The 26,705-nt window shown below is 71.1% G+C and carries 25 protein-coding genes; 11 read left to right on the plus strand and 14 right to left on the minus strand.

Going from position 1 to position 26,705, the window contains the following annotated elements; all coding sequences use genetic code 11:
* Nucleotides 1–273: 273 nt before the first annotated feature.
* From EHO50_RS19375 to rsmI, 10 genes are all read right to left on the minus strand, one after another.
* The gene (locus EHO50_RS19375) at nt 274–2,082 is read right to left on the minus strand and encodes an ABC-F family ATP-binding cassette domain-containing protein (protein WP_128431442.1); all 1,809 of its coding nucleotides are present in this window, start codon (nt 2,080–2,082) and stop codon (nt 274–276) included.
* A gap of 349 nt (nt 2,083–2,431) precedes the next feature.
* Complete coding sequence (locus EHO50_RS19380; RefSeq protein ID WP_342786953.1) at nt 2,432–3,553, minus strand: peptidoglycan recognition protein family protein; 1,122 nt, start codon at nt 3,551–3,553, stop codon at nt 2,432–2,434.
* 164 nt (nt 3,554–3,717) lie between these two features.
* Entirely contained in the window at nt 3,718–5,715 is a 1,998-nt protein-coding gene (locus tag EHO50_RS19385) for a sensor histidine kinase (RefSeq protein WP_128431443.1), read from the minus strand.
* Between the two features lie 55 nt (nt 5,716–5,770).
* Nucleotides 5,771–6,550, minus strand: coding sequence for an MHYT domain-containing protein (locus EHO50_RS19390; RefSeq protein WP_128431444.1), 780 nt, complete (start codon nt 6,548–6,550; stop codon nt 5,771–5,773).
* A gap of 203 nt (nt 6,551–6,753) precedes the next feature.
* Complete coding sequence (locus EHO50_RS19395; protein ID WP_128431445.1) at nt 6,754–7,659, minus strand: 4-(cytidine 5'-diphospho)-2-C-methyl-D-erythritol kinase; 906 nt, start codon at nt 7,657–7,659, stop codon at nt 6,754–6,756.
* Nucleotides 7,660–8,568 (minus strand): 16S rRNA (adenine(1518)-N(6)/adenine(1519)-N(6))-dimethyltransferase RsmA, encoded by a 909-nt coding sequence (gene rsmA, locus EHO50_RS19400; protein WP_128431446.1) that lies wholly within the window; start codon nt 8,566–8,568, stop codon nt 7,660–7,662.
* Nucleotides 8,569–8,659: 91 nt separating this feature from the next.
* Nucleotides 8,660–10,129: a resuscitation-promoting factor gene (locus EHO50_RS19405; RefSeq protein ID WP_128431447.1), complete on the minus strand. Its 1,470-nt coding sequence runs from the start codon at nt 10,127–10,129 to the stop codon at nt 8,660–8,662.
* Nucleotides 10,130–10,269: 140 nt separating this feature from the next.
* Entirely contained in the window at nt 10,270–11,160 is an 891-nt protein-coding gene (locus EHO50_RS19410) for a TatD family hydrolase (protein ID WP_128431448.1), read from the minus strand.
* A gap of 47 nt (nt 11,161–11,207) precedes the next feature.
* Complete coding sequence (locus EHO50_RS19415; protein WP_128431449.1) at nt 11,208–11,603, minus strand: hypothetical protein; 396 nt, start codon at nt 11,601–11,603, stop codon at nt 11,208–11,210.
* A 191-nt stretch (nt 11,604–11,794) separates the two neighbouring features.
* Nucleotides 11,795–12,643 (minus strand): 16S rRNA (cytidine(1402)-2'-O)-methyltransferase, encoded by an 849-nt coding sequence (rsmI, locus tag EHO50_RS19420; RefSeq protein ID WP_128431450.1) that lies wholly within the window; start codon nt 12,641–12,643, stop codon nt 11,795–11,797.
* 62 nt (nt 12,644–12,705) lie between these two features.
* Here rsmI and EHO50_RS19425 point away from each other — a divergent pair, with 62 nt between their 5' ends.
* From EHO50_RS19425 to EHO50_RS19440, 4 genes are all read left to right on the plus strand, one after another.
* Nucleotides 12,706–14,448 (plus strand): dolichyl-phosphate-mannose--protein mannosyltransferase, encoded by a 1,743-nt coding sequence (locus EHO50_RS19425; protein ID WP_128431451.1) that lies wholly within the window; start codon nt 12,706–12,708, stop codon nt 14,446–14,448.
* A 38-nt stretch (nt 14,449–14,486) separates the two neighbouring features.
* Nucleotides 14,487–14,705, plus strand: a complete 219-nt coding sequence (locus tag EHO50_RS19430) for a hypothetical protein (protein ID WP_128431452.1) — start codon at nt 14,487–14,489, stop codon at nt 14,703–14,705.
* Nucleotides 14,706–14,890: 185 nt separating this feature from the next.
* Nucleotides 14,891–16,534 carry a penicillin-binding transpeptidase domain-containing protein gene (locus EHO50_RS19435; RefSeq protein ID WP_128431453.1) on the plus strand — a complete coding sequence of 548 codons (1,644 nt, stop codon included), beginning with the start codon at nt 14,891–14,893 and terminating at the stop codon, nt 16,532–16,534.
* Between the two features lie 105 nt (nt 16,535–16,639).
* On the plus strand, nt 16,640–18,322 hold the full coding sequence (locus tag EHO50_RS19440; protein ID WP_128431454.1) for a penicillin-binding transpeptidase domain-containing protein: 1,683 nt from the start codon (nt 16,640–16,642) through the stop codon (nt 18,320–18,322).
* Nucleotides 18,323–18,349: 27 nt separating this feature from the next.
* On the opposite strand, the gene EHO50_RS19445 is transcribed toward EHO50_RS19440, so the two are convergent.
* Entirely contained in the window at nt 18,350–18,709 is a 360-nt protein-coding gene (locus tag EHO50_RS19445) for an SsgA family sporulation/cell division regulator (RefSeq protein WP_128431455.1), read from the minus strand.
* 196 nt (nt 18,710–18,905) lie between these two features.
* On the opposite strand from EHO50_RS19445, the gene EHO50_RS19450 reads away from it, so the two are divergent.
* From EHO50_RS19450 to EHO50_RS19475, 6 genes are all read left to right on the plus strand, one after another.
* A complete protein-coding gene (locus EHO50_RS19450) occupies nt 18,906–19,964 on the plus strand; it encodes an energy-coupling factor ABC transporter permease (protein ID WP_128431456.1) in 1,059 nt (352 codons plus the stop codon).
* Nucleotides 19,965–19,966: 2 nt separating this feature from the next.
* Complete coding sequence (gene cbiQ, locus EHO50_RS19455; protein WP_128431457.1) at nt 19,967–20,728, plus strand: cobalt ECF transporter T component CbiQ; 762 nt, start codon at nt 19,967–19,969, stop codon at nt 20,726–20,728.
* A complete protein-coding gene (locus EHO50_RS19460; protein WP_128431458.1) occupies nt 20,716–21,477 on the plus strand; it encodes an energy-coupling factor ABC transporter ATP-binding protein in 762 nt (253 codons plus the stop codon). The genes cbiQ and EHO50_RS19460 overlap by 13 nt, the downstream gene beginning before the upstream one ends.
* Nucleotides 21,474–21,935, plus strand: a complete 462-nt coding sequence (locus EHO50_RS19465) for a MarR family winged helix-turn-helix transcriptional regulator (RefSeq protein ID WP_128431459.1) — start codon at nt 21,474–21,476, stop codon at nt 21,933–21,935. Before EHO50_RS19460 ends, EHO50_RS19465 begins: the two co-directional genes overlap by 4 nt.
* Before the next feature lie 131 nt (nt 21,936–22,066).
* Nucleotides 22,067–22,516 carry an organic hydroperoxide resistance protein gene (locus EHO50_RS19470; protein WP_128431460.1) on the plus strand — a complete coding sequence of 150 codons (450 nt, stop codon included), beginning with the start codon at nt 22,067–22,069 and terminating at the stop codon, nt 22,514–22,516.
* A gap of 36 nt (nt 22,517–22,552) precedes the next feature.
* Complete coding sequence (locus tag EHO50_RS19475) at nt 22,553–23,710, plus strand: serine hydrolase domain-containing protein (protein WP_128431461.1); 1,158 nt, start codon at nt 22,553–22,555, stop codon at nt 23,708–23,710.
* Nucleotides 23,711–23,754: 44 nt separating this feature from the next.
* Here the strand turns inward: EHO50_RS19475 and EHO50_RS19480 are convergent, their stop codons facing one another.
* Together EHO50_RS19480 and EHO50_RS19485 are read right to left on the minus strand one after the other, a co-directional pair.
* Nucleotides 23,755–24,030 (minus strand): DUF1876 domain-containing protein, encoded by a 276-nt coding sequence (locus EHO50_RS19480; protein ID WP_128431462.1) that lies wholly within the window; start codon nt 24,028–24,030, stop codon nt 23,755–23,757.
* Between the two features lie 72 nt (nt 24,031–24,102).
* Complete coding sequence (locus tag EHO50_RS19485) at nt 24,103–25,572, minus strand: toll/interleukin-1 receptor domain-containing protein (RefSeq protein ID WP_164904885.1); 1,470 nt, start codon at nt 25,570–25,572, stop codon at nt 24,103–24,105.
* 31 nt (nt 25,573–25,603) lie between these two features.
* Here EHO50_RS19485 and EHO50_RS19490 point away from each other — a divergent pair, with 31 nt between their 5' ends.
* The gene (locus EHO50_RS19490; protein ID WP_128431464.1) at nt 25,604–26,068 is read left to right on the plus strand and encodes an HIT family protein; all 465 of its coding nucleotides are present in this window, start codon (nt 25,604–25,606) and stop codon (nt 26,066–26,068) included.
* Between the two features lie 2 nt (nt 26,069–26,070).
* On the opposite strand, the gene EHO50_RS19495 is transcribed toward EHO50_RS19490, so the two are convergent.
* Nucleotides 26,071–26,526, minus strand: coding sequence for a hypothetical protein (locus tag EHO50_RS19495; protein ID WP_128431465.1), 456 nt, complete (start codon nt 26,524–26,526; stop codon nt 26,071–26,073).
* Between the last annotated feature and the right edge of the window lie 179 nt (nt 26,527–26,705).

The raw sequence follows: 26,705 nt of genomic DNA on the forward strand, positions 1-26,705 counted from the left end.
TCCGCCACACCAGGCGTTTCTCAGACTGTTCTCAGACGGCTCTTTCTATCACCCGCCACCGACAACGCACCGGCCCGTCTCCACCCCTGTACCCAAGGGAGAACCGGCCCGTGATACCCCCGTTATGCACCTGCACGCCCCCTTCACACAGCACGCGGAGGCGCCTTGAAGGGGCGCCGGGAAGCGCCCCTAAAGGGGCGCGGGGAACTGCGCGACCAGCCCCCACGCCGCCGCAGCTGCACGACGACACATCGCGGCACCCTCAGCGGAGCGCTACGCGTCCTCGGCGAGTTCCAGCCAGCGCAGCTCCAGTTCGTCCCGCTGACCCGCCAAGTCACGCAGTTCGGCGTCGAGTTCGGCGACCTTCGCGAAGTCGGTGGCGTTCTCGGCGATCTGGGCGTGCAGCTTGGTCTCCCGCTCGGAGAGCTTGTCGAGCTGCCGCTCGATCTTCTGCAACTCCTTCTTGGCGGCGCGCAGATCGGCGGCGCTCCGCTCCGGTACGGCCTTCTCGGCAGCCGGAGTGGAAGCCGCGACGGCGACCTGCGCCTCCATGCGGTGGCGGCGCTCCAGGTACTCGTCGATGCCGCGCGGCAGCATCCGCAGGGTGGCGTCGCCGAGCAGGGCGAACACCCGGTCCGTGGTGCGCTCGACGAAGAACCGGTCGTGGGAGATGACGATCATCGAGCCGGGCCAGCCGTCGAGGACGTCCTCCAGCTGGGTCAGGGTCTCGATGTCGAGGTCGTTGGTGGGCTCGTCGAGGAACAGGACGTTGGGCTCGTCCATGAGGAGGCGCAGCAGCTGCAGGCGGCGGCGCTCACCACCCGAGAGGTCACCGACCGGCGTCCACTGCTTCTCCTTGTTGAAGCCGAACGTCTCGCACAGCTGCCCGGCGGTCATCTCGCGCCCCTTGCCGAGGTCCACGCGCTCGCGCACCCGCTGAACGGCTTCCAGCACACGCAGGTTGGGGTCCAGCTCGCCGACTTCCTGGGACAGATAGGCGAGCTTGACGGTCTTTCCGACGGCGACCCGTCCGCCGGCCGGCTGCGTCTCGCCCTCCGTCCGCGCCGCCTCGGCCATGGCGCGCAACAGCGACGTCTTCCCGGCCCCGTTGACACCGACGAGGCCGATGCGGTCGCCGGGACCGAGCTGCCACGTCACATGCTTGAGCAGCACCTTGGGGCCGGCCTGGACGGTCACGTCCTCCAGGTCGAAGACGGTCTTCCCGAGCCGGGACGAGGCGAACTTCATCAGCTCGCTGCTGTCCCGGGGCGGCGGCACGTCCTTGATGAGCTCGTTGGCGGCCTCGACCCTGAAGCGCGGCTTGGAGGTACGCGCGGGGGCGCCGCGGCGCAGCCAGGCCAGCTCCTTGCGGACGAGGTTCTGCCGCTTGACCTCCTCGGTGGCGGCGATGCGCTCGCGCTCGGCGCGGGCGAAGACGTAGTCGGAGTAGCCGCCCTCGTACTCGTAGACCGAGCCGCGCTGTACGTCCCACATGCGTGTGCAGACCCGGTCGAGGAACCACCGGTCGTGCGTGACGCACACCAGACCCGAGCGCCGCTCGCGCAGGTGCTGGGCGAGCCAGGCGATGCCCTCGACGTCGAGGTGGTTGGTGGGCTCGTCGAGGACGATCAGGTCCTGCTCGTCGATGAGCAGCTTGGCGAGCGCGATCCGACGCCGCTCGCCACCGGAGAGGGGGCCGATGACGGTGTCGAGCCCCTGCGGGAAGCCGGGCAGGTCGAGGCCGCCGAAAAGCCCGGTGAGTACGTCCCTGACCTTGGCGTTCCCGGCCCATTCGTGGTCGGCCATGTCCCGGATGACCTCGTGCCGGACGGTCGCCTCGGGGTCGAGCGAGTCGTGCTGGGTGAGCACGCCGAGCCGCAGCCCGCCGGAGTGCGTGACGCGGCCGGTGTCGGCCTCCTCCAGCTTGGCCAGCATGCGGATGAGGGTCGTCTTGCCGTCGCCGTTGCGCCCGACGACACCGATGCGGTCCCCCTCGGAGACGCCGAGCGACACACCGTCGAGCAGGGCACGGGTGCCGTACACCTTGCTGACGTTCTCGACATTGACCAGATTGACGGCCATTTTTCTCCTGCCCAGGGGGCTGTATCGACATGCGGCTTCGCCGCGTGGGTCAGCCTCCCAGCGTAGTCGCGCGCACCGACAGCTCCTCGCCCCGCTTCTCGCCCTCCCCCTTACCCGGACGTAGGGAGAAGGGGTCCTACCCCCATCTCGTTCGTGCAGCAGCCCCTCGCACCTACCCGGACAGCGCGGGCAGCGGACGGTCCAGGCCCCAGGTCGGGCCGGACTGCAGCGCGACAGGGGATACATCAACAGCTGGAAGCTGACCTTCTGACCGAGGGTCCGCGCACCTTCCGCAACAGCAGTGCGCCCCGGGGACGCCGATCCCCGGGGCGCGTCACTGTGGCCGATGTCAGCGGCGGGCCGCTGCCTCGCGGACCTCGGCGAGGAGGTTGTACATGATGTTGCCCGGGCACTCGGTGGCGAAGTAGTCGCGGTGACCGCCGACCACGTGCGTGTCCTTCTTCGTGCCGTTGACCGGGTTGACGTACGTCACCTGGGCCTGCGGGTCCAGGCCCTTGAACCGGGAGATCACCTTGATCAGCCGGATCAGGGAGGCCTTGGCCGCCTCCGTCGGGCCCTGCTCCTGGAGGGTGCCGATCAGGGCGATGCCGAGGGCGCCGGAGTTGTAGCCCACGGAGTGGAAGCCGGTGACGAGGTCGCCGTCCGGGTTGAAGGCCGGGATGCCGTCGTCGCCGGAGTAACGGCCCTCGTAGACCGTGCCCGCCTCGTCGATGAGGAAGTGGTAGCCGATGTCGCCCCAGTCGTTGGTGATCGCGTGGTACTCGTAGATCGCGCGCACCGTCGCGGCCGGGTCGGGATCGTCGTTCGGCGTCGCGGTGTGGTGGACCGTGATGATCTGCAGCGGGTAGTACGTCTCCGGCGTGTTGACCGAGCCGTCCGCCTTGAACCGCTTGGACTCGTCGGCGCCCCACGCCGGGCGCGAGAGGTAGCCGACGCCACGCACGCGCGTGGGCTCGCTCGGCACCTTGAAGGTGCGGTCGGGGCCGTCGGTGGTGTCGATCGCCAGCGAGTGGACGCCGTCGATGCCGCTCGGGGCCTTCACTTCGTACGCCGTGGCGTCGGCGGCGGCGACCAGGGCGGTACCGCCGTCCTCGACGGTGGCGCAGCCGCTCGCGAGGGTCTGCCAGTCGCCGTCCGCGAGCCGGATGGCGGCGCCCTGCTTCGCGCCGGACCAGCGCACACCGACGTAGGAGGCGGCGAAGGCGGTGGTGGCCTCGCCGGTGCCGGTGGCGGCCTCGGTCCGGGTGGCGGGGAACTTCTCCGGCGTCGTACCGGAATCGCCGGAGCCGGACGGGGAGTTGTCCGTCTCGCCGGAGTCGGTGGACGCGAACACCACCGGTGTCAGTGCGGCACCGGCGGCCACGGCTCCGGCGGCGCCGATCACGCCACGCCGGGAGAGCGAGCGCTTTCTACGGTGGGACGAGGGGGTGGGGGTGGGGGATTCGGACACGGAAGTACGCCTTCCAGAAGTGCATGTGACGGGCGTCGAGCAGGGGGAGGCCCGACGCTTGAAACGTCAACCGACCCTAATCGCCCCAGCTGTCCCACGAGTACTCCGATCGCAGTACATCCGTGTGAAGATCGGGCAAAGAAGACCTACTTGTGAGTACGGCGTCACGCTCCGGGTTCGTCCGCACGCCGGTGCGCGATCAGCGCCGCCGCCGGGGCCAAGCCCCGCCCCTGGACCGCTGGTTCGCCCACCGGCATGTCGTCGCGCAGCAGGTTCTCGGGGACGAGGACCGCCGCCGTGACGCCGCCGTTGGGCGACGCGCGCAGCTCGACGCGCAGCCCCTGCCGCTCGCGCAGCCGGTTCACCACGAACAGGCCGATCTGCTTGGCGTCGAGGAGGTCGACCTTCTCGGACTGGATCTTGCGGTTGGCGTCGGCGAGTGCGTCCTCGTTCATGCCGAAGCCGCTGTCCTCGACCTCGATGAGGAGCCCTTCGCGCATCCGGGCGGCGCGCAGCTGCACCTTGGTGCTCGGCGGGGAGAACGCCGTGGCGTTCTCGACCAGTTCGGCGAGGAGATGAATGACGTCGGCGACCGAGCCGCCCACCAGCGACACCCTCGGCACCGCCCAGATCTGCACGCGCTGCGTGTTCTCGATCTCGGCGACGGCCGCGCGCAGCACGTCCGCCAGCGGAATCGGGTCCCGCCAGCCACGTCCCGGCGCGATGCCGGACAGGATCAGCAGGCTCTCGGAGTGGCGGCGCATCCGGGTCGCGAGGTAGTCGACGCGGAACAGGTCCTGCAGCTCCGCCTGATCCTGCTGCCGCCGCTCCATCCCCTCCAGCAGGTCCAGTTGACGGTGCAGCAGCACCTGGCTGCGGCGCGCCAGGCTGACGTACACCCCGGAGATCCCGCTGAGCAGCTCGGCCCGCTCGCTCGCCGCCTTCAGCGCCGCCCGCTGCACCGCGGTGAGCGCGGTGCCGACCTGGGCCAGCTCGTCGCCGACCAGCCGCCGCATGGGTGCCTCGGCGTCGATGTCGACGCCCTGTCCGGCGTGCAGCTTGCGCATGGCCTGGGGCAAGCGTCGGCCGGCCACTTCCAGGGCGTCGTTGCGCAGGTCGAGGAGCTCGACGATGAGGCCGCGGCCGACGAGCACGGAGACCAGCAGCGACAGCAGCACACCCACCAGGCCGAGCACCACCGCCATGCCCGAGGCGCCGAGGGTGTCCCAGCCGAACGGGTCGGCCTGCGCGGCGGCCCCGGTTCCGGCCGCCGTCTCGGCCTCGGTCAGCTCCGTCAGCACGCCGGAGACCGCCGTGTCCCAGCCCGCGAGCGAAGTGGCCGTCACGGCCGCCGCCCCGGCACCGGCGTCCCGCACCCGGTTCTCGACGGCCCGCACGCGCGCGTACCCGTCGCCGTCCAGGACCTCCTCGTACGCCACCCGGTGTGCCGCCTTCAGGTCGGCGACCGCGGGCTCCAGCAGTTCGCGCTGCGTGGCGACGGCGCCCACGAACAGCCCGTACTGCCCCTGGCTCAGCGTCCCGCGCGCGTCGGCGGCGCCCAGCAGCGCCTGCTCCCGCGCCAGCGCCTCCCGCGCGCGGGCGAGTTCGAGCACCACGCGCGCCTCGGACGCGGCGTCGGTGCCCTGGTCGCCGGTGAGGGCGCCGGTGACGGCGAAGGCGTGCTCGATGATCGCCGAGTACGCGGTGTACGCGGCCGAGGGCGCCCCCGCCTTCTTCGCGGTCGCCTCGGCGCGCGGCTTCGCCAGCCTTCCGGCGTCGGCCTCCAGTTGTTCGATGCGCCCGGGCAGGCTCGCGTCGAGGAGTGCGGCGTCGGAGCTGGAGGCGTTGATGCCGTTCAGCAGGGCGGTGGCGGCCTTGTCCGTGGCCTGGCGGGCCTTGGCGAAGGCTTCCGGGGCGGCCGCGTACCGCATCGCGGCGGTGCGCTCGGCCTGCAGCACGGTGACGAAGTCGCCGACCGGGGTGAGCAGTTCGGCGTTGACGTCCTTGGCGCGCTCGGTGTCGCCGATGCTGGACGCGGTCGTCACGGCGGCGAAGCCCCACAGCGCCATGAGGGACACGATGGGCAGCATCAGCAGGGAGACGATCTTCGCCCGCACCGATCTGGGGCGCAGCCGGGCGGAGGTACGGCGGGGGACGCGCATGAGGGACCTCGTTCGACCTGGGTCAGGGGAGAAGCTCAGGGAGCAGGGGGAGCCGTCAGGCCGTGGTGAGCTCGACCTCGCGCAGCAGCTGCGCCGCGGCCGCCGACTCGTGGCGCTTGCCGGTCGGGGACAGGGCGACGTACGCGGCGGCGAGGAAGAGGAACGAGCCGAGCAGCACGGCCAGCGGGAAGATGAACTCCGTGGCGGTGGCGCCGGGCAGGGCCGCGCTGCTGGGCGCCAGCGAGATGTTCACGGCGTACATCGCGGTGTAGTGCATGCTGCTGACGGCGAGCCCCATGACGAGCGCGGCGGCGGTCGCCAGCACCGGGCCGCGCACGATGAGCGTGAGCGTCAGCGCGGCGGTAGCGGCGACGACGGCGATCGCGACCGAGGCGATGACGAGCATCGGGTCGTAGTCGACGTCGCCGTGGAGGTTGAGCGCGGCCATGCCGGTGTAGTGCATGGCGGCGACACCGAGCCCGGTGCCGAGGCCGCCGAGGACGACCGACATCACGCGTGAGCGGCCGTATCCGGCGGTGAAGACGCCGGCCGCGACCACGGCGACGGCCATCAGCAGGCTCAGCACGGTGATCGGGACGTCGAAGCGGATCGGGGTGCCGTCGACGCTGAAGCCCATCATCGCGATGAAGTGCATGGTCCAGATGCCGGAGCCGATGGCGAGGGAGGCGAGCAGCAGCCAGTTCCGCTTGGAGGCGCCGTCCGCTTCAAGTGCCCTGACGGTGCAGCGCAGTCCGAGCGCCGAGCCGACGCAGGCCATCGCGTAGGACAGGACGGGGGTGACCCATCCCGCGCTGAAGTGATCCATGTGCCCCATGGGAGCTCCTCAGGAGTACCACCGGTAACAGAGGACCGGGGATGGCTGATCATGCCAGCCGTTTCCATGACGCACAGTGGCGCGAAAGGGACCATGAACATGATTGTCTAACAATCAACTACCGTGAACTAGCTAACACTTGACCCACATATCTATGCAGATCAAGGGGCCACATTGACCCATGTGGAGATGTTGTGGCGGTTTTATGCAGACAGTACGGTGGCGCCCGGCGCAGGCCCGGACGCCGTACGCACCGCCCGACAGGTCCCCGACGACCGTAGAGTTTCGGCCACCTTGACCGCCGACTCGGGGTCGCGGGCGAGGAACGCCGTCGTCGGACCCGACCCGGAGACCAGCGCCGTGAGCGCGCCCGCGGCGCGGCCGGCGGCGAGGGTGTCGGCGAGCTCCGGGAAGAGGGAGAGGGCGGCGGGCTGCAGGTCGTTGGAGACGGCGGCGGCGAGCGCGTCGGGGTCGCCCTTCGCGAGGGCGTCGAGCAGCGGCTCGGAGGCGACGGGCTCGGGGATGTGAGTGCCCTCGCCGAGCCGGTCGAACTCACGGAAGACGGCGGGCGTCGACAGCCCGCGCTCCGCCATCGCGAACACCCAGTGGAAATCGCCGCCCACGTCGAGCGCGCGGAGCTTCTCGCCCCGCCCGGTGCCGAGGGCCGCCCCGCCGACCAGGCTGAACGGCACGTCGCTGCCCAACTCGGCGCAGATGTCGAGGAGTTCCTCGCGGGAGGCGTTCGTACCCCACAGCGCGTCGCAGGCGAGGAGCGCGCCCGCGCCATCCGCACTGCCGCCCGCCATGCCACCGGCGACCGGGATGTCCTTGGCGATGTGGAGGTGTACGGCCGGGTCGATCCCATGGCGCTCGGCGAGCACGATCGCCGCCCGCGCCGCCAGGTTCGTACGGTCGAGCGGGACCTGGTCGGCGTCCGGCCCCTCGCAGGTCACGCGCAGTTCCTCGGCCGGGGTCACGGTGACCTCGTCGTACAGGCCGACGGCGAGGAAGACATTGGCCAGGTCATGGAACCCGTCGGGACGGGCGGCGCCCACCGCGAGCTGGACGTTGACCTTGGCGGGGACGCGGACGGCGACGCTCGCGCTCACTTACTCGGACTCCTTGTGCTGGGCGCCGGACGCCTCCGGCCGGACGCCGGCTTCCTTGTGCTCGGCGATCCGCACGAACTCCTCGACGGTCAGCGCCTCTCCACGTGCCTGCGGCGAGACCCCGGCCGCGACGAGCGCCGCCTCGGCGGCCGCCGCCGAACCCGCCCACCCGGCGAGCGCGGCCCGCAGCGTCTTGCGGCGCTGGGCGAACGCGGCGTCGATGACGGCGAAGACCTCGCGCCGGGAGGCGGTGGTCTTGAGCGGCTCGGCGCGCCGGGTCAGCGCCACCAGCCCGCTGTCGACGTTCGGCGCGGGCCAGAAGACATTGCGCCCGATGGCACCGGCCCGCTTGACCTCGGCGTACCAGTTGGCCTTCACGGACGGCACGCCGTACACCTTGGAGCCGGGCGCGGCGGCCAGCCGGTCGGCGACCTCGGACTGCACCATGACGAGGGTGCGTTCGATGCTCGGGAAAGTCTCGAGCATGTGCAGGAGGACGGGGACGGCCACGTTGTAGGGGAGGTTCGCGACCAGGGCGGTGGGCGGCGGGCCGGGGAGCTCGGCGACGTGCATCGCGTCGGAGTGCACCAGCGCGAAACGGTCGGCGCGCTCCGGCATGCGGGCCGCGATGGTCGCGGGGAGCGCGGCGGCCAGTACGTCGTCGATCTCGACGGCGGTGACGCGGTCGGCCACCTCCAGCAGGGCGAGGGTGAGGGAGCCGAGCCCCGGGCCCACCTCGACCACCACGTCGTCGGGGCGGACCTCCGCGGTGCGGACGATACGGCGGACCGTGTTCGCGTCGATCACGAAGTTCTGGCCGCGCTGCTTGGTGGGACGCACACCGAGGGCGGCCGCCAGCTCACGGATGTCGGCGGGGCCCAGCAGGGCGTCAGGGGTGGGGCTGCTCACCCGACAAGGGTACGGGGCACCGCCGGGCACGATCGCACCAGCGCAGCGGGCTCCGCAGCCGACGGATCCCCGGGCAACCGCGCGCGGACGGTCACCCGTGCAACCGCCCCCCACAGTGCGGCCAAGGACTAGCCCCCTGCCGCACATACAGCTTCTTCGCCCGCTGTGTCTGTTCCTCCGCCGGTGCGTCCTGCGGGCGCCCCTCGCCCCCGAGGCTCCGCCAGGTCTGGGTGTCGAACTGGTACAGCCCGCCGTACGTCCCCGACGAATCCACCGCATCCGCGCGCCCCCCGGACTCGCACGCCGCCAGCCCCTGCCAGTTCAGATCACCCGCACTGCGCACGGACGTCGGCAACGGCTTCGTCCCCACCTTCACCACCTGTGTCCGCGGCTCCCGCACCACCTCGGACCTGATCCGCCGCGGCTTCTGCCGGACCCCGTTGACGGTGCGCAGCGAGTACGTGATCCGCCGCAGCCCCGGCTGCCCCGCCCGCTCGACGACCTCCGTGCCCTTGAACACCGAGGCGTCCTCGATCCGCTCCACGGCGAACGGGATCGCCTCGTCGCGGATCTCCTTGCGGCCGGTGATCCTCAGGACCGTGACCGTCTGACCGTCGCGCGGAAAGCTCTCGTGCGGGACGGACGTGGTGTCCTGCCCGCGCAGGGTGATGCCGGCCTGCTCGACGACCTCGCCCACGGTCGCCGCGTTCGTACGGATCGTGCGCGCCCGGCCGTCCGCCATGACCGTCACCGCGCGCTCGGTGCGCACATCCAGCGCGAGCCCTTCGCGCCCGATCCGCCGGGAGCGCGACGTCGACAGATACGCCCCCTCCGCACGCACCCCCAGCTGCTCGAGCGCCGCCTCGACCGTGCGCGCGGTCGTCCACACCTCGCGCCGCTGACCGTCGAGCGTGAGCCGCACGGGGCGCCCGTAGTGCACCTCGACCTCGTCACCGTTGGAGAGCGCCGCGTCGGGAGCGGGCGCCACCACGTCGTGCGCCCCCACCGCCACGCCCTGCTCGGCCAGCAGTTCGGTGACGTCGTCCGCGAAGGTGTGCATCTTGCTCGGCTCGCCGTCGACGGTCAGCTCGATCGCCTTGTCCTTGGCGACGAAGGCGGTCGTCCCGCCCGCGAGGAACGCGACGACCAGCGCCTGCGGCACGAGCCGCCGCATGGGCCCGTCCACCACCCGCTCCGCGCCCCGCGCCCGGTGCCGACGCGCCGCCCGCCGACCACGCCGGGGGCGCACCACGGGCGCGGGCGCCTCCTCGGGCAGCTCGTACGCGGGCCGGTACGTGTCCTCGTATTCGCTGTAATCGCCGTAGTCCCCGTAATGCCCACGGTCCCCGTGGTCCCCGTGGTCCCCGTGGCCGCCGTAGTCCCCCTGGTCGCCGTAGCCCGCGTACACCCCGTACACAGGTCCATAGGTGTCCGTACGCATCCCGTACGCCCCCTGCACCCCGTACCCCAGCGTCTGAGCGCTGTAGGGGTCGAAGCCGCCGTACGCCAGGGGCTCGTGGGCGGGGCTCGGGCCATAGGTCTCGAACTGCACGTTGCTCACGACGACACGCTCCAGCGGAGGGGTCCGGATCGGGCCCACAGAACCTAGCGGAGGGGTGGTTACTCTCCAAAGCCGCCGACTACGCAGCGTAACCAGAGATCCGAGGTGAACCCGCGCGAGCGTTATCCGTCGGTTATCGGTCAGTAGCCGAAGGCATGTGCCGTGTTCCGTCCGAGTGCCGCCGCCAGCGCGTCCTCGTCGATGTCCCGCACTGCGGCCATGGCGCGCACCGTGATCGGAATGAGATACGGAGCGTTGGGCCGTCCGCGGTACGGGGCCGGCGTGAGGAAGGGCGCGTCGGTCTCCACGAGGAGCAGCTCCAGCGGGGCCACCGCCACCGCGTCCCGCAGGTTCTGGGCGTTCTTGAAGGTGACGTTGCCGGCGAAGGACATGTAGTAGCCGGCGCGGGCGCACACCTGGGCCATCTCGGCGTCCCCGGAGTAGCAGTGGAAGACGGTCCGTTCGGGGGCGCCCTCCTCCTTGAGGATGCGCAGGACGTCCGCGTGGGCGTCGCGGTCGTGGATGACCAGGGCCTTTCCGTGCCGCTTGGCGATCTCGATGTGGGCGCGGAAGGACGCCTCCTGCGCCTCCTTGCCCTCGGGCCCGGTGCGGAAGTAGTCGAGGCCGGTCTCGCCGACGCCCTTGACATGCGGCAGTGCGGCCAGCCGGTCGATCTCCGCGAGCGCCTCGTCGAGCGCCGCCGCGCCGCCGGGTTCGCGTGCGCCCTGCCGGGACCAGCCGTCGGGGTCCCCGTGCACGATGCGCGGAGCCTCGTTCGGGTGCAGGGCGACGGTCGCGTGCACGGCGTCGTGCCGTGCCGCCGTCTCGGCCGCCCACTGCGAGCCGCGTACGTCGCAGCCCACCTGCACGACCGTCGTCACCCCGACCGACGCCGCCTTCGCCAGGCCCTCCTCCACCGTGCCGGACTGCATGTCCAGGTGGGTGTGGGAGTCGGCGACCGGCACCCGGAGCGGTTCCGGGAGGGGCGGGGCGGCGTGCTTGTCGGAAGCGTCGGTGGCGTTCGAAGGCATGCCCCGATCCTACGAAAGGGGCATGCCTGATCGTCCGGGCGCTCGGCTCAGCTCGCCTTGCGGTGGAAGACGTGCAGGAGATCGGACAGATGCCAGTGGTGGTCCGCCCCGGCCGCCGACTCCGACTCCGGCTTCGCCTGCCGGGGGATCGACCGGTGGGGGTGCAGGGAGTTCTGCACGGAGGACACCTGCCCGGCCCGCATGATGCGGACGACGTGGTTGTCGCAGTTCTGACACGTGGGCCGGCTCAACGGAGACGGAACCACCTGGCCGTCGGCCACGTACATGACGAACTCGCGGCCGTCACCGTCTATGTGGTGCTCTATCTCGTACGACTGCTCCCAGCCGTGCCCGCAGCGCATGCAGGCGAACGAATACGACTCGTGGACGACGGCGGTCGCGGCGCTGCGAAGGCCCGTGGTCTGCTGTGCGATCTCACTCATGCCAGCTCCTGTGGTCCGCTGGGTGGGACGGGTCGCGTCCCACCACCCAGTGGACTCCTCGGCAGGAGCGAACGCACGCCATCTGTCCAGTGTTGGCGGCGACTTGGGCGTTCCTTGCCGTAAGGGCCGGGTCCCTTTACCTCGGCATGGGGCGCGCGCTCATGCGATATACGCCCTGCTCACACGGCATTTCACGCCCCCGCGTTCTTCGCCGCGACAACCGCGTCGAAGACCTCCCGCTTCGGCACCCCGGCGTCCGCCGCCACCGCCGCGATCGCCTCCTTGCGCCGCTCCCCCGCCTCTTCACGCACGCGAACCCGCCGCACGAGCTCCTCGGCACCGACCTCCTCGGCCCCCTTCTCGGGCGCGCCCTCGACCACGACGGTGATCTCCCCGCGCACCCCCTCCGCGGCCCAGGCCGCGAGCTCCCCGAGCCCGCCCCGCTTGACCTCCTCGTACGTCTTGGTCAGCTCCCGGCACACGGCGGCCCGCCGCTCGGCGCCGAACGCCTCGGCCATCGCGGCGAGCGTGTCGTCGAGCCGGTGCGGGGCCTCGAAGTACACGAGCGTCCGCCGCTCCTCGACCACCTCCCGCAGCCGCGACATCCGCTCGCCCGCCTTGCGCGGCAGGAACCCCTCGAAGCAGAACCGGTCGACGGGCAGCCCGGACAGCGCGAGCGCCGTGAGCACGGCGGACGGCCCCGGTACGGCGGTGACCCGGATGTCCTTCTCGACGGCCGCGGCGACCAGCCGATACCCGGGGTCCGACACCGACGGCATCCCCGCGTCGGTGACCAGCAGCACGCGCGAGCCCTCCAGGAGCGCCTCGACGAGTTCGGGCGTACGAGCCGACTCGTTGCCCTCGAAGTACGACACGACCCGCCCGGCCGGCTGCACGCCCAGCGCCTGGGTGAGGCGCCGCAGCCGCCGGGTGTCCTCGGCGGCGATCACGTCCGCTCCCGCCAGTTCCTCGGCGAGCCGGGGCGGGGCGTCCTTGATGTCGCCGATGGGGGTGCCTGCCAAAACAAGGGTTCCTGTCACGTTTCCATCCTCGCAGGGCGCATCCACGGGACTCCCACAGACGTGTTCCCTACGATGGCGCGGTGACCAGTACCGCGTCCTCCACGGACACCCGGCAGGGCCAGGCGACCCACGAGCAGCGACCTTCGTGGCAGCAGCGGCTGCGCCGATTCGGCTACACGGCGGCGCCCAGAAGCGACGTACGCGACCGGCTCGTGCCGCCGTACGTCCAGCCCAGCCCGCGGATGTGGCAGTTCCTCGGCGTCCCGCGGCTGCTCGCCGAGCGGATCGCGCGCTGGTCCGGCTGGGGCGGTCCGCTGCTGGTGACGCTGCTGGCCGGGTTGCTGCGGTTCTGGAATCTGGGCAGCCCGAAGAAGGTGATATTCGACGAGACGTACTACGCCAAGGACGCGTGGGGGCTCGTCCACCGCGGCTTCGAGGTCAACTGGGACAAGAACGCCAACGACCTGATCCTGTCGACGAACGGTCACGTCCCGATCCCCACGGACGCGGCGTACGTCGTGCATCCGCCGGTCGGCAAGTACGTCATCGGGCTCGGCGAGCTGATGTTCGGTTTCAACCCCTTCGGCTGGCGCTTCATGACGGCGCTGCTCGGCACGCTCGCCGTACTGATGCTGTGCCGCATCGGCCGCCGCATCTTCCGCTCGACGTTCCTCGGCTGCCTGGCCGGCGGGCTGATGGCGGTCGACGGGCTGGCCTTCGTGATGGCCCGCACCTCGCTGCTCGACGGGGTGCTGATGTTCTTCGTGCTGGCGGCGTTCGGCTGCCTCGTCATCGACCGGGACCGGGCCCGCGCGAAACTCGCCGCCGCGCTGCCCGCCGACGCCGACGGCCGGGTCCGCCCCGACGCGCACACCGCCGAGACCCTGTTCCTCGGCTGGCGCCCATGGCGCTGGCTGGCGGGTCTGATGCTGGGCCTGGCCTTCGGCACCAAGTGGAACGCCCTGTACTTCCTGATCGCGTTCGGCCTGATGACAGTGCTGTGGGACGTCGGCGCCCGCAAGGTCGCCGGCGCCCGCTACCCGTACATGGCGGTGGTCAAGCGCGACCTGGGCCTCGCTTTCCTCGCGACCGTGCCGGTGGTGATCGTCACCTACCTCGTGTCGTGGACCGGCTGGCTTCTCTCCCCGACGGACGGCAGCGGCGGCTACTACCGCGACTGGGCGAGCACCGACGAGCGCGCCAGCAGCTGGTCGTGGCTGTTCCCCGACTGGTGGCTCAGCCTGTGGCACTACGAGAGCCAGGTGTACAAGTTCCACGTCGGCCTGTCGTCCCCGCACACCTACCAGTCCAACCCGTGGAGCTGGATCGTCGACGGCCGCCCGGTGTCGTTCTTCTACGAGTCCCCCCTGCCCGGCAAGGACGGCTGCCCCGTCGACGCGGGCGAGAAGTGCGCCCGCGAGGTCCTGGCGATCGGCACCCCGCTGCTGTGGTGGGTGGCCGCCTTCGCGGTCCTGTACATCCTGTGGCGTTGGGCCTTCCGCCGCGACTGGCGAGCGGGCGCCATCGCCTGCGGCGTCGCGGCCGGCTACCTCCCCTGGTTCATCTACCAGGAACGCACCATCTTCTTCTTCTACGCCGTCGTCTTCCTCCCCTTCCTCTGTCTGGCCGTAGCCATGCTCCTCGGCGCGATCATCGGCCCCGCACGCGCCGGCGAGACCCGCCGGGTCGTGGGCGCCACGGGCGCGGGCGTACTGGTACTGCTGATCGCCTGGAACTTCATCTACTTCTGGCCGATCTACACGGGCACGGCGATCCCGGTCGACGACTGGCGGTCGCGGATGTGGCTGGATACATGGGTGTAGTTTGCGTAACAGGAGCAGTCGATGATCGTTCACTGAACATGAACGTAACCAAACGAACACTCGCTGTCATCGCCCTCGCCGGCGCAGCTGTCCTGTCGGCCACCACCGTCGCCAGCGCCGACACGCGCGATGCGCGCGAGACGCAGCCCGCGCAGACGTCCACCAACCTGGTGTACCCGTACTCGGCCGCCTACCCGCCGGGCATCCTCCCCTTGGCGGCTGCTCCCGCGGCCGCCCTTCTCTTCGGCGTCCTCTGAGGATCGTCTCCCGCTGAGCGCTGCGGCCGGCCGACCAGGCCGACCGCAGCGCTCAGTCGCGTCTACGGCGTTACGACGCTCTTCGGTCACTCCACCGCCCATAAAGCGGCCAACAAAAGAAAACTCCTCCCACAGGGTTCCCTCACGCCACTTACAGTGCGGAAGACGAAAACGGGGAGGGGACCATGTCCAAGGGGGTCAAGGCTGCCGTCATAGGCGGGGTGTTCGCCGTGATGGTGGGGGGTGCCGGGTACGGCGCGTACAACATCATGTCCGCGTTGAACGGCGGCGGGGCCACGGGGCAGGGCGGTGGGCCGGCGCCGGTGCGGTCCGGGCCGCCTAGTGGGGACGAGGTCGAGGAGACCACGGCGAAGTTCTTCGCGGCCTGGGAGAAGGGGCAGGCGGCGCAGGCGGCGTCGTACACGAACAACGACGCGGCCGCGGAGGCCGTGCTCACGTCCTACGGCAAGGCCGCGCACATCACCGGCGTGAAGATCACGCCGGGTGCGCCGAAGGGCGCCACCGTGCCGTACACGGTGAAGGCCAAGGTGTCCTACAGCGGCAAGTCCGAGCCGCTCAGCTACAAAAGTCGGCTCACCGTCGTGCGCGGGCTCACCACCGGGCGGGCCCTCGTCGACTGGCAACCGACCGTGATCCACCCGGAGTTGAGGAAGGACGACACCCTCGTCACCGGCGAGGCGGCCAGCCCGCCCATCGAGGCCGTCGACCGCAACGGCACCGTGCTGACGAAGGGCAAGTACCCCTCGCTCGGCCCGATCCTGGACACCCTGCGCGAGCGGTACGGCAGCAAGGCCGGCGGCTCGCCCGGCATCGAGCTGGCGATACGGCACGCCGACGAGTCGCCGGACACTTCGCTGCTGACCCTCGCGAAGGGCAAGCCGGGCAAGCTGGAGACGACGCTCAGCGCGAGCGTGCAGGCGGCGGCCGAGAAGGCGGTGCAGCAGCACAAGCAGTCCTCGGTGGTGGCGCTCAAGCCGAGTACCGGCGAAATCCTCGCCGTCGCGAACCACCGGGACGACGCCTTCAACGCGGCCTTCGAGGGCAAGGTCGCCCCGGGCTCCACGATGAAGATCATCACCGCGGCGATGCTCATCGACAACGGCGTGACCTCGATGAACGGCCCCGCGCCCTGCCCTGACTCGGCGATGTGGCAGAGCCAGACCTTCAAGAACCTCACGGGCCTGAAAGCCGACGAGAGCGCGAACGCCACGCTCGCCAACGGCTTTATGCGCTCCTGCAACACGGCCTTCATCAAGCTCGTCGACGAGGACCCGCTCACCGACGCCTCGCTGACACAGGAGGCCGAGGAGCGGTTCGGACTCGGCCGCGACTGGAAGACCGGCATCACCTCCGTCGACGGCAGCGTCCCCGCCTCCGCCGGCCCGGACCGCGCGGCCAACGCCATCGGCCAGGGCCAGGTCCAGATGAACCCGCTGAACATGGCGTCGGTGACGGCCACCGCGATCACCGGCACGTTCCGGCAGCCGTATCTCGTCTCGCGCGACCTCGACGACCGGCCGTTCGCCACCGCCGACGGGCTGCGGGCGGGCACAGCCGCCCAGCTGAAGCAGATGATGCGGCTGACCGCGACCTCGGCCCAGGGCACCGCCGTGCGGGTCATGTCCGGGCTCGGCGGCGACATCGGCGCCAAGACCGGGTCCGCAGAGGTCGACGGAAAGGCCACCTCCGACAGCTGGTTCACGGGTTTCCGTGATGATGTGGCGGCCGCGGCCCTGTCCCAGCAGGGCGGCCACGGCGGCGACGCGGCCGGGCCGATTGTCGCAGCCGTGCTACGAGCTTCCGGCTGAACTTATCCCCCGCGGCACGGGACTCTAGGGTGGTCGTCGTCGTTGGTATGCGTGAGATCGGCGGGGCGGCGGGGGCCCCTGGAATACGCGAGGGAACGGAAAGAAGTGGGTAACAGAAGGCTCGTCGCCGAGCGACGGAAGACCAACCCCGCGGTACTCGGCGGGATGATCGCCGTGGTCATCGGCGGCGCCGGGTTCGGCGCCTACGCGCTGTTCGGCGGCGGTGCCGTCGCCGACAGCCGTACGCAGTCGACGTCGTCGAGCGCCGACGACAAGGCGAAGGACGTCAAGACCGGCCCGCTGTCGGCGACCGAGGTCACGTCCGCGGCCCGGGAGTTCCTCACCGCCTGGCAGCAGGGCAAGGTCACCGCGGCGGCCGCCGCCACGGACGACGCCACGGCGGCCCAGACCCTGCTGACCGGCTACACCAAGGACGCCCACATCAAGGACGTCACCCTCACCGCCGGCCCCCGCACCGGCGACAAGGTCCCCTTCTCCGTGAAGGGCACGGTGTCGTACAAGGGCACCAGCAAGCCGCTGGCGTACGACAGTTCGCTGACCGTCGTGCGCCGCGCCGAGGACGGAAAGCCGCTCGTCGACTGGCACTCCGCGATCGTCCACCCCGACCTGAAGGACGGCGACACCCTCGTCACCGGCGAGTCCGGCACCCCGCCGGTCAAGGCGCTCGACCGGGACGGCGGCGAGCTGACGGAGGCCGAGTACCCGTCGCTGGGCTCGGTCCTGGACGGGCTGCGCGAGAAGTACGGCGAGAAGGCCGGCGGCAAGGCGGGCGTCGAGCTCCAGGTGATCCGCGGCAAGGAGTCCAAGGAAGCCGAGCTGTCCGACAAGTCCCTGCTGGAGCTGAGCAAGGGCACGCCGGGCACCGTGAAGACGACGCTGAGTCCGGCCATGCAGGCCGCCGCGGAGAAGCAGGTGGCCGACAGACCCAAGGCCTCGGTGGTCGTCCTGCGCCCCTCGACCGGCGAGATCCTGGCCGTCGCGAACTCCTCGCACGGCTTCAACACCGCCTTCCAGGGCTCCCTCGCCCCGGGCTCCACGATGAAGGTCATCACCTCGTCGCTGCTGATCGAGAAGGGCCTCGCGTCGGCGGACAAGCAGCACCCCTGCCCGAAGTACTTCACGTACGGGCACTGGAAGTTCCAGAACGACGACAAGTTCGAGATCAAGGGCGGCACGTTCAAGGCGAGCTTCGCCCGCTCCTGCAACACGGCCTTCATCAGCCAGGCCCCCGAGCTGGACAACGACAGCCTCACCAAGCAGGCCCAGCAGGTCTTCGGCCTCTCCATGAACAACTGGTCCGTCGGCGTCCCCACCTTCGACGGCGCCGTCCCGGTCCAGTCGCAGGCCCAGATGGCGGCCTCGCTCATCGGCCAGGGCGGCGTGCGGATGAACCCGCTGAACATGGCGTCGGTCTCGGCGACCGTCAAGACGGGCACCTTCAAGCAGCCCTACCTGGTGGCCCCGACGGTCGACAACCGCACCCTCGCCACCGCCTCCCGCTCCATGTCCGCGGCCACGCTGTCGCAGCTGCGCGAGCTGATGGCCTACACGGCGGCCTACGGCACGGCGGCCGAGGCGATGTCCGGGGTCGTCGGCGATGTCGGCGCGAAGACCGGCTCGGCGGAGGTCGACGGCCAGAAGAAGCCGAACGGCTGGTTCACGGCGTACCGGAACGACCTGGCGGCAGCGGGCGTGGTCCAGGCGGGCGGCCACGGCGGCGACACGGCGGGCCCGATCGTGGCGGCGCTGCTGAAGATGGGCGGCTGAGCGGCGGTGAAGAGGGGCGGCTGAGTCTCAGCGCGCCACGGGTGCGGCGGCCAGATACGTCCGCCGCAGGAACCTCATCAAGGCCTTCGACTCGAACTGCACCACGGAAACGCCCTGGTCCGAGTGGAACTCCACGACGGCCTGCACCCTCCCGCACGGCCACACCCGTATCTCACCGCTCCCCGCGGGGGCACGCAGCCCCTGTTCCAGCAGGGAGCGCGAGAACGTCCACTCGTGGGCCTCGCGCCCGGGCAACCGCACGCGCACCGAGCGCGGGTCGGTATCGGGGTCGTAGCACAGGACGACCGGGACGGCCTCCTGCTCTTCCTGCAAGAGATCGGCGTCCGTGACGATATGGGCTCGCGCGTACTGTTCGACTACCGACATCGGACGGCCCTCTCACGCTGCGTGACCTGTGCGAAAGCTGTGCTTCCGCTCCCCCTCCAATGTCGCATATCTTCCCGAAAGCGCTCCCCGTAGCCGCCGTATCTCACATGTGCGATACACGGATGCGATACACGGATGCGATACACAAGCTCCTCGCTCTTGCAACTCATTCGCATTAAGCCACTATCATCGAACGGTGCACGTACCTGACGGATTCATCGACGCCCCCACCTCCGCCGTGACCGGGGTGGTCGCCGCGGCCGCGGTCGCCGTGAGCCTGCGCGGTGCGCGCCGCGAGCTCGACGAGCGGACGGCGCCGCTGGCCGGCCTGGTGGCGGCGTTCATCTTCGCGGTGCAGATGCTGAACTTCCCGGTCGCGGCCGGGACCAGCGGACATCTACTCGGCGGGGCGCTGGCCGCGATACTCGTCGGCCCTTATACGGGCGCCCTGTGCATCTCCGTGGTCCTGCTGATGCAGGGCATCCTCTTCGCGGACGGCGGCCTCACCGCGCTCGGCGTGAACATCACCAACATGGCGATCGTCGGCGTCGTCGTCGCCTACGCCGTCTTCCGTGGCCTGGTGAAGGTCCTGCCGAAGACCCGGCGGTCGATCACCGCGGCCTCGTTCGTCGCGTCGGTGGTGTCGGTGCCGGCCGCGGCCCTCGCGTTCACGCTGCTGTTCTGGATCGGCGGCACCACCGACGTCTCGATCGGCAAGGTCGCCACCGCCATGGTCGGCGTCCACCTGCTGATCGGCATCGGCGAGGCGGCGATCACCGCGCTGACCATCGGCGCCGTCGTCGCCGTCCGCCCGGACCTGGTGTACGGCGCCCGTGACCTGCGACAGCCGTTGAAGCTGCGGGTCGGCGGGGAGCTCGTCGACGCTCCGGCCGCCGGGGCCGGGCAGCCGGTCGCGGCCCGGACCTCGCGCCGCACGCTGTGGATCAGCGGTTTGGTCACCTCCCTCGTCCTCGCCGGGTTCGTCAGCTTCTACGCCTCCGCCAGCCCCGACGGCCTGGAGAAGGTCGCCGAGGACAAGGGCTTCGCGGGGTCCGCCGAGGAGCATGCCAACGCGGACTCCCCGCTCGCGGACTACGGCATCAAGGACATCGACAACGCCCGCCTGTCCGGTGGCCTCGCCGGCGTGATCGGCGTCGGCGCCACGGTCGTCGCGGGCACCGGCATCTTCTGGGCGGTGCGCCGGCGCCGTACGGACGAGGCGGCCGACGTGTCGCCCACGAGCACGAGCGTCTGACCGTGGGCGCCGGGCACGCGCACAGGCTCTACCGGCACGGGCACTCGCCCGTGCACGGCCTGCCGCCGCACACCAAGCTCGCCGCGGTCTTCGCGTTCGTGGTGGTCGTGGTGTCGACGCCGCGGGAGGCGATGTGGGCGTTCGGCCTGTACGCCGTGCTGCTCGCGCTCGTCGCGTATGTCGCGCGCGTGCCCGCCGGCTTCTTGCTGAAGCGGCTGCTGATCGAGGTGCCGTTCGTCGCGTTCGCCGTGCTGATGCCGTTCGTGGCGGAGGGCGAGCGGGTCGAGGTGCTGGGCATGTCGCTGAGCGTCAGCGGACTGTGGGGTGCCTGGAACGTGCTGGCGAAGGGCACCCTGGGCGTCGCCGCCTCCGTACTCCTCGCCTCCACCACCGAGCTGCGTGAACTGCTCCTCGGCCTCCAGCGGTTGAAGCTCCCACCGCTCCTGGTGCAGATCGCGTCCTTCATGATCCGGTACGGCGATGTCATCACGGACGAGATGCGGCGGATGCGCATCGCCCGCGAGTCGCGCGGCTTCGAGGCGAAGGGCGTGCGGCACTGGGGCGTCCTCGCGAAGTCGGCGGGCGCGCTGTTCATCCGGTCCTACGAGCGCGGCGAGCGCGTACATCTGGCCATGATCAGCCGGGGGTACGCCGGTTCGATGCCGGTGATCGACGAGGTGACCGCGTCCCGGACACAGTGGTCGTACGCCCTCGCGCTCCCCTTCGCCGCCCTTGTCGTCTGTCTGTTGGGATGGGCCCTGTGAGTACTGCTTCCCTGGAGGTCTCCGGCCTCGCCTTCGCCTACCCCGACGGCCACCAGGCCCTGTTCGGCGTGGACTTCTCCATCGCCCGCGGCGAACGGGTCGCGCTGCTCGGCCCGAACGGCGCCGGCAAGACGACGCTCGTCCTCCACCTCAACGGCATCCTGACCGGCGGCACGGGCACCGTGCACGTCGCCGGGCTGCCCGTCGGCAAGCAGCACATGGCCGAGATCAGGCGCCGGGTCGGCATCGTCTTCCAGGACCCGGACGACCAGCTGTTCATGCCGACGGTCCGCGAGGACGTCGCCTTCGGGCCGGCGGCGGCCGGGCTCAAGGGCCCGGAGCTGGAGGAGCGGGTCGACCGGGCGCTTGAGCGGGTCGGCATGGCGGAGTTCAAGGACCGTCCGCCGCACCACCTGTCCTTCGGCCAGCGGCGCCGGGTCGCGGTGGCGACCGTGCTCGCGATGGAGCCGGAGATCCTCGTCCTGGACGAGCCGTCCTCCAACCTCGACCCCGCCTCCCGCCGCGAACTGGCCGACATCCTGCGCTCGTTGGACGTCACCGTCCTGATGGTCACGCACGACCTGCCGTACGCCCTGGAGCTGTGCCCGCGCTCCCTGATCCTCAGCGAGGGCGTGATCGCGGCGGACGGCAAGACGGCGCAGCTGCTGTCCGACGACGAGCTGATGCGCGCCCATCGCCTGGAGCTGCCGTTCGGATTCGATCCGCGGTCCGTGACAATGGGCGCGTGACGAACGAGGAGACCAAGGGCTCGCTGCTGCTCGACGAGCAACTGTGCTTCGCGCTGTACGCCGCCCAGCGCGCCGTGACGGCCGCCTACCGCCCGCTCCTCGACGAACTCGGCCTCACCTACCCGCAGTACCTCGTTCTGCTGGTCCTGTGGGAGCGCGGCGAGATGCCGGTGAAGGAACTGGCGGCCGCCCTTCGGCTCGACTACGGGACCGTCTCCCCGCTGCTGAAGCGGCTGGAGGCGGCGGGGCTGGTACGGCGGGAGCGGTCGGCGCGGGACGAGCGGTCGGTGCTCGTCGCGGTCACCGGGCAGGGCGAAGCGCTGCGGGAGCGCGCGGAGTGCGTACCGGGCACGCTGCTCGCGGAGACCGGGCTCGGCGGCCCGGAGGTGGAGCGGCTGCGCAAGGAGCTGTGGCAGCTGGCGGCGAAGGCGACGGCGGTCGCCGACCGCGCCCGCTGATCTCGGCTTACCGACAGTTACTACCCCCTGGTAACAACAAATCCCCTACCGGCAAGTACCTTGTGCACGATGTACTTGTGCGCCCACGCGGTGCGCCGCACATTGGCACAGCTTCTGGGGGAGGGCCAACCATGACCGCCGAGGACACCGCCGTAGACACCCGTCCGACGAAGATCATGTACGTCGCCGAGGCCACCGCGCACGGCGGTCGGGACGGCTATGTCACCAGCCAGGACGGCCAGATCCAGCTGAAGGTCGCGATGCCGCCGGCGCTCGGTGGTGACGGCAACGGCACCAACCCCGAGCAACTGTTCGCCGCCGGCTACAGCTCCTGCTTCCACAACGCGCTGATCCTGGTCGGCAACCGCGAGGGCTACGACCTCACCGGATCCACGGTCGCCGCGAAGGTCGGCATCGGCCCCAACAGGCACCGCGGCTACGGCCTCGCGGTCGCCCTCAGCGTCTCGCTGCCGGTGCTGGACGCCGACCTCGCGGCCAAGCTGGTGGACGCCGCGCACGAGATCTGCCCGTACTCCAACGCGACCCGGGGGAACATCGACGTCACCATCCTGCTTGGGTAGAAGGGCACCCGCACCAGGCAGGACGAGGAGACGGACGTGAGCGTGAACGGCACAGTGGCCGAGGGCTTCGAGCCGGTCAGGGAGGCGTTCGTACGGAACTTCGGCACGCTCGGCGAGCGGGGCGCGGCCGTCGCCGTGTACCGGGACGGGCGCAAGGTCGTCGACCTGTGGGCCGGCACGAAGGACGTCGACGGTACGCAGGCGTGGCAGCACGGCACCGCGCAGGTCGTGCGCTCGGCGACCAAGGGTGTCGCCGCCGCCGTGCTCCTCGTCCTCCATCAGCGCGGGGAGCTGGACCTGGACGCGCCGGTGGGCGAGTACTGGCCGGAGTTCAAGACGCACGGCAAGGAGCGGCTGCTGGTCCGGCACGTGCTGAACCACCGTGCCGGGCTCCCGGTGCTCGACCGCCCGCTCACGCCCGAGGAGGCGCTGGACCCGCACCGCGGCCCCGCGGCGGTGGCCGCGCAGGCGCCCGCCTGGGAGCCGGGCACCGACCACGGCTACCACGCGCTGACGTACGGCTGGATGGTCGACGAACTGGTCCGGCGCGTGACGGGGCGCTGGGCCGGCGAGTGGCTCGCCGCGGAGGTCTCCGGCCCACTGGGCCTGGACCTGTGGCTGGGGCTGCCGGAGTCGGAGGCGGGACGGGTGGGCCGCAGCGGCCGGGTCGAGGGGCCCGAGCCGGTGGGCGGACTGCGCGCACGCCCGAAGCGCACGGTCACCGAGGCCTACGACGACCCGAACTCCCTCACCCGCCGCGCGTTCGCCGCGATCACCCCGTTCCCCGAGCAGAACGACCCCGCGTACCGCGCCGCCGCCCTCCCCGCCACGAACGGCATCGCGACGGCCGACGCTCTGGCCCGCTTCTACGCCACGCTGATCGGCGAGGTCGACGGCGTACGGCTCTTCGACCCGGCGACGGTGGAGCTCGCTCGGGCGGAGGAGTCGGCCGGCCCGGACCGTGTCCTGGTCGTCAACACCCGCTTCGGCCTCGGCTACATGCTGCACGGCACCGCGTCGCCCCTGCTGGGACCGGGTTCGTTCGGCCACCCCGGCCGCGGCGGCGCCCTCGGCTTCGCCGACCCGGAGACGGGGATCGCGTTCGGCTATGTGACGAACGGCTTCCGCAAGACGGTGACGGCGGATCCGAGGGCGCAGGGGTTGATACGGGCGCTGCGGGCGGCGCTCGCGTAGCGGTCGGGTCCCTCGCCCTCAGGGTCCCTCGCGCAGCGGTCGGTTCAGACGTGGATCGGGTGCGAGGTGCGCCCCGACGCCTGGTCTATCTCCCCGTGCGCTTTGGTGAGCATCTGCATCGCCAGCTCGTTCAGCGCGCGGGCACCGGCGATCTCCTCACCCACGCGTGGCTGATTCGCGTCGGTGTGGTGCCGTGAGGCGTGCCCGTGGGCCCGTACCTCGGTGCCGTCGGGGAGCCGCACCATCGCGACTGCCCTGGTGTGGGTTTCGTCCTCCTGGAACTCCAGCTCGACATGCCATCCCACTGCGGTGTGCATCATGACGATCACCTCCGGAAGTACTGCTTCCAGGGTGCGCCTCGGAAGGGTCCGCCGACTAGTCGGGCTCGGCGCCTAGTCGGGCTCGGCGAACTCCTCGGGCCGCGGGGCCGGGGCGGGGCGCCTGGTGCGGGCGGGGGCGCTGAGGGCGGTGACGCGGTCGGCGAGCAGGGCGATCCGCCCGGCGGCCTCGGTCACCAGGTCGGTGCGCAGCCGGCGCTGGTGGCGCAGCGCGAGTTCCATGGTGGCCAGCGCCAGGGCCGCGCCGATCAGCACGAAGACCGCCAGCGCGAGATGGACACGGGGCCTGCCCTCCCCCGCCGCGTCGTAGGCGAGCCCGGACGCCACGGCCAGGGCCGTGATCAGGGCCAGCCCCACGCAGTAGCCGCCGAAGATCCAGGGGTGGTCCTGGCACAGCCACCTCACTCGAGAGCGCCGCGCCTCCTCCGCCAGCCGCCCGAGCGCCCCGCGCATGTCCGCCAGCTCCCAGCCGGCCTTCTCGCGCTGCTCACGGGAGAGCGGCGGCCGCGACTCGGCCAGGCGGAGCTCCAGCCGCGCGATCGCCCGGCGCAGCACGGGCCGGGTCACCCGGTCCGGCAGGCCCTGCGGCCAGCGGGCCCACAGGTCGGCGTCGCGCCGCTTGAGGCGGATGTGGGTGGCGCCCGTGCGCGCGACGGCGAGGCCCATGACGACCAAGAGGGCCAAGGAGGCCCACATGCCCTTGTCGCCCCACAGCTGAAGCACCGAGAACAACCCGATGAGCGCCAGCCCTACGCCCATCGGCCAGGTCTGCCGGACGTACGTCTGATGCTTGACGGCGTGCAGGTCGCGCTCCCAGTTGTCGATGGGGCGGCGGAGCAGGAAGCGGCCCACGGCGACCGCGACGAGCGGCGCGCACAGCAGCAGGCAGCCTCCCAGGGTGGCGTACAGGGTCCAGGGGAGGCCGTCCCCGCGCGCCCAGCCGTCGTCCTGGGGCAGCGCGGGAACCCCGAGCAGCGCGGCGCCGGCCAGCACGGCGGTGAGGACGCCGAGCCACCACCCCGGCCGGTGTCCCGGCGGTGGCGGCGGGACGGGGCGCCAGGTGCGGGAGACGTCGGTCTCCAGTACGGCGATCAGTTCCGAAAGGTCGTCCTCGAAGCGGGCCGCGCGCAGTGACTGGGCGTTGCGGTGGGCCAGTTCGCGGATGGGCCGCGGCAGTTGGTCCGGTCTCGGCGGGTCGGCGCCGTCCAGCAGCAGGGGGATGACGGTCTTGCCGGTGTGCAGGGCCTGGTCGATCTCCCGGCGGACCCAGTCGCCCGAGTCGTCCAGCCGCAGCCCGCCGGACGGGCCCCGCGCGTCGAGCCAGCCCCGGTGCACCACCACGAGCAGCACCTCGCAGTCCGCCACCCGCTCCCGCAGCGTGTCCGGGTACCGCTGCCCCGGCACGATGGACGCGACGTCCCGGAACACCTGGTCCTCGCCGAAATGCTGTTCGAGCTGGTCGTACAGTTCCCGCACGACGTCTTCGTGATCGCCTCTGCGGTAGTTGATGAAGATGCCGCCCACCCCGCACACCCTAGAGCGACAGGGAAGTTCCATGGACGCCCGTGAACAGGCTTGCGCCTTCTGCGAGATCGTCGCCGGCACCGGCAAGGCGCGAGTGGTGTACGAGGACGCGCACACCCTCGCCTTCTTCCCGCTGGCGCCCGCCACGCGCGGGCACACGCTGGTCGTGCCCAGGGCTCATTCGGCGGACCTGTGGGCGATGGACGAGGCGGATGCCCAACGCCTGTTCCAGACCGTGATGGTGGTGGGCCGGGCGCTGCGCGCGGTCCTCGAACCCGACGGCATGAACGTGATCAACTCCGCGGGCGCGGTGGCCTCGCAGTCCGTGCTCCACACCCATGTGCACCTCGTGCCGCGCCGGCCCGGCGACGCGATGGGGCCCATCTGGCCGCCGAAGGGGGCGGGGTTCCGGGACGAGGACGTCGACGAGGCCGAGGCCGCCGCGGACGCGCTCGCCGCCCGGCTCTGCGAGGCGATCGCCGGTCCGGCGCGCTGAGTTCACAAGGCGATGACGACCAGCGCGAGGTCGGCAAGCAGCAAGGGCGCGTAGAACAGCAGTAACGTCGGCGTGATCCAGACCTCCGGCCAGGGCATCCGCGCCAGATACGGGCCCACGTTCATGGACAGCACCTCGACCGTGCTGTCGGGGACCCGGGCGGCGTCGTAGAGCCGTCGGAAGGCCCGCTCCTGGCGCAGGAAGAAGCAGTCCAGGTACCAGAAGCAGAGCAGCGGCACCACGCCGACGGCCGCGAGCTGCCAGCTCAGACGGCTTGCGGAGAGCGCCAGCAGACCCGCGGCCAGGGTCAGCGCCCAGCCCTTCACGAGAAACGAGTTGGTGCCCAAGCGCGTGATCGTCGCCTGGATGAACTCCAGATGCTTGATCCGGTCCGCGTCCAGCGGCGCCCTGCCGCCGACTCCGGCGCCCGAATCCGACCCCTCGCTCAGCGCAGTCACTGCCCCGCCCCCTCGGTGAAGTTTTCGCACGTCCGATCGTAGTACCGGAGCAAAGACCACAACTCGGGATCAGTGAGACTCGGCACACTCGCTTCGGTGACCGGCTCCGCCCTGCTTCCATGGAGATGTCCCGTTCCACGGAGATGTCGCGCGCCGGACCTGGCCCCGCCGCCAACGCC

This window comes from Streptomyces cyaneus, assembly GCF_004028635.1.
GTDB lineage: Bacteria > Actinomycetota > Actinomycetes > Streptomycetales > Streptomycetaceae > Streptomyces > Streptomyces cyaneus.